The sequence below is a fragment of the Vibrio sp. genome, from assembly GCF_038138445.1.
Taxonomy (GTDB): domain Bacteria; phylum Pseudomonadota; class Gammaproteobacteria; order Enterobacterales; family Vibrionaceae; genus Vibrio.
On record NZ_JAYQDQ010000014.1, the window covers coordinates 54,577 to 57,090 of the forward strand.

General features: G+C 40.9%; 3 protein-coding genes. 2 read left to right on the plus strand and 1 reads right to left on the minus strand.

Features of this window, described 5'->3' with window-relative positions:
- The first annotated feature begins 69 nt into the window (after positions 1-69).
- On the plus strand, positions 70-375 hold the full coding sequence (locus AAFM34_RS06365; protein ID WP_045625334.1) for a hypothetical protein: 306 nt from the start codon (positions 70-72) through the stop codon (positions 373-375).
- Positions 376-444: 69 nt separating this feature from the next.
- On the opposite strand, the gene AAFM34_RS06370 is transcribed toward AAFM34_RS06365, so the two are convergent.
- Positions 445-1,296 (minus strand): SH3 domain-containing protein, encoded by an 852-nt coding sequence (locus tag AAFM34_RS06370; protein WP_162814029.1) that lies wholly within the window; start codon positions 1,294-1,296, stop codon positions 445-447.
- A 566-nt stretch (positions 1,297-1,862) separates the two neighbouring features.
- On the opposite strand from AAFM34_RS06370, the gene tssI reads away from it, so the two are divergent.
- Positions 1,863-2,514, plus strand: a 652-nt coding sequence (tssI, locus tag AAFM34_RS06375; protein WP_341661058.1) for a type VI secretion system tip protein TssI/VgrG, incomplete at its 3' end; no start/stop codon positions are given.

Consider the following 2,514-nt stretch of genomic DNA (forward strand, 5'->3'; position numbering starts at 1 on the left):
CGTGTGGTCTCAGCATTTTTATAATTAGCAACGATGTTTCATCAAGCAGCAAACTTCTAAGGAGTCAATATGTTCTATATCGGTGTAAGCCACTATTACGCAACGGGTGAAGGAGTAACAATGTATGTTGCCAGTGGTAGCGAAGAATCAATACGGGCAGCGATTCCAGAATATTTTCATCTAGGGCTCACTATTTTAAGTCCTTCAGAGTGGCTAAAAGCGGCCGCAGGGGACTGTGAGGATGAATATCATCAATCGGAAGCGGAAGATCTTAAAACCTATTTACCACTCTTATGGAAGCAAATTGAGGAAAGAGCATTAGAAAGAGGATGTCATGTGGATTTTTTCATGAAACACCATTTTAACTATGCCTAATAAGGACTAGGTGGTTTCAGTGAAGATTTTATATTTCGACATGTATAGAAACCTTAAACGTTTGTATGCTTAATTTTTAAACCGTTCCGTGTACTCTGTAAATACCCAGCCTTCCATGGCGTTACCATCTTTGATTAGTACCGCAACTTTAGACCAACTGCGCTGTTTTTCGATAACGTACACTGCTTGCCCATAGCTTAGAGACATTAAGATATCCGACTTTATTGAAGCTGAAGCTCGAAGCCTTACACCAACACCACTGATGAAACGATTTAGAGATGTTACTTCAACATTTTCTTGCTGCGGTAGTCTTTTAATATTGTTAGTTTGAACCCTTTTAGGTTCATCAGTTTCACTGAGGTAGGCCTCAATTCGAGGCTGTAAATAGAACGTAACTGAGAGGGGTATCATAACGTACTGAAAAAAGCTTATAAGTAATACTCTGAGTATTACAGGGACTTTTCGCAGCACATGAAGTAGCAAAGTTTTAGTGAGATTAGGTGTCTTTAGTTCCTCGTTAACCTCCGACAATACTTCGGAGAACTCACAATTTTCTTCAACTGTACTGAATTCATGAGTGAATCCCTCTTCAGCAATTTCATTAAATACAGCTTGATGTTGCTTCAGTAGATTTAAGGTTACCAAGAACTCATCAGGTAACACAGATGGTATTTTGGGAAAGTCTAACGATAAAGTTTTCCAGTGCTTTATCAGTTCCATTTGTGGAAAATGGTCAACTACGGTTGAGTAATTTTGAATGTTATATCTTTTCAAGCTTTCAGTAAGACTTGCCATTTCTGGAGTGACCATGGACTGCTGAATTGACTTGATATACTCAAGGTTCTGCATCCAAGGTTGATTAACAACTGAACGGATTTGCTCCATCCACGGCTGATTGTAAATGGAACTAAACTTACTCATTTGCTCTAAACCTCTACTCATATGTTAAATCTGCCCCGATTAAGCTAACACTTATTAGACGACAAATTATCGTTTTTCACCCTTCGGTAATGCAATCATTTTTATATTAACTCAAGTGATAATCAATAATATATGACGCATGAAGGGAAATTAGACTACAAGATGCCGCCTAATGACGGGAGTTAGAGTTATCAAATAAATCGAAATAAGTTTTGGTAGGGTAAACGCACGTCCTCTGAATTGAGTAGAGTATTTAATCAAAGTGATTTTTGGGGCAAAACCACGGCCGAGATACAAAGCCGCCCACCTCCGCACTGCCAACCCCATCACAAAACCACAATTATCTACTGAGAGTAAAAACCGTCGTTTTCACTAGCCTTTCAGTCTCTTTAAATATCCCTCTAGGCACTTGCACCAATTCATTAGTGAATTGGTGGGTGTTTTTTTAGCCTTTATCCCCTGTTTTTGCACAGTGATGATTTCAATGTAACTTGTTACAGTTCAGCCATTTAATATGCATGTGGATTAATTATCCACAATTACTGTGATCACAAGAGTGAAGCTGTATGGCGAATGATATTGAGTTTAGCTTTGAAGTCTCTGGGTTTTTAGGGGCATTCAAAGTCGAAAGTTTTCGGGTAACGGAAGCCCTGTCTGCCCCGTTTGAAATGACTCTGACCGTCTTGTCAGAAAACCATAGCATTACCTTTGAAGCGCTGAGCCGAAAAACAGGCGTGCTGAATATCTATGGTCAAGGCTTAGCGGCGGCTCGCCAGTTTAACGGCAGTGTTTCAGAGCTGAGCTATTTAGGCTCTGGACGCCGCTATTCTCGCTATCTTATCACCCTAGTGCCTCAACTTTGGTTTTTAACCCAGCGCCAAGATTGCCGCATTTTCCAAAATAAAACCGCGCCAGATATTATTCGCCATGTTTTTGATGATGCGGGGATGAGCGATTACCGCTTTGAGCTGGTAGGGCAATACCAAGAAAAAGAGTACCTGTTGCAATACCGTGAAAGTGACCATCATTTTGTCCAGCGCCTTTTGGCCGAACACGGCATGTGGTTTTACTTTGAGCACAGTGATAACGCACATACTATGGTCATTGTTGACAGTAATGATGCCATTCCTGAGCTTGTCAGCACGCCGCTCAATGCTTCATACCTTGGGCCTATGCTGTTTCAATCTCACGGTGGCGGGGTGTCCGATAAAGAGCATA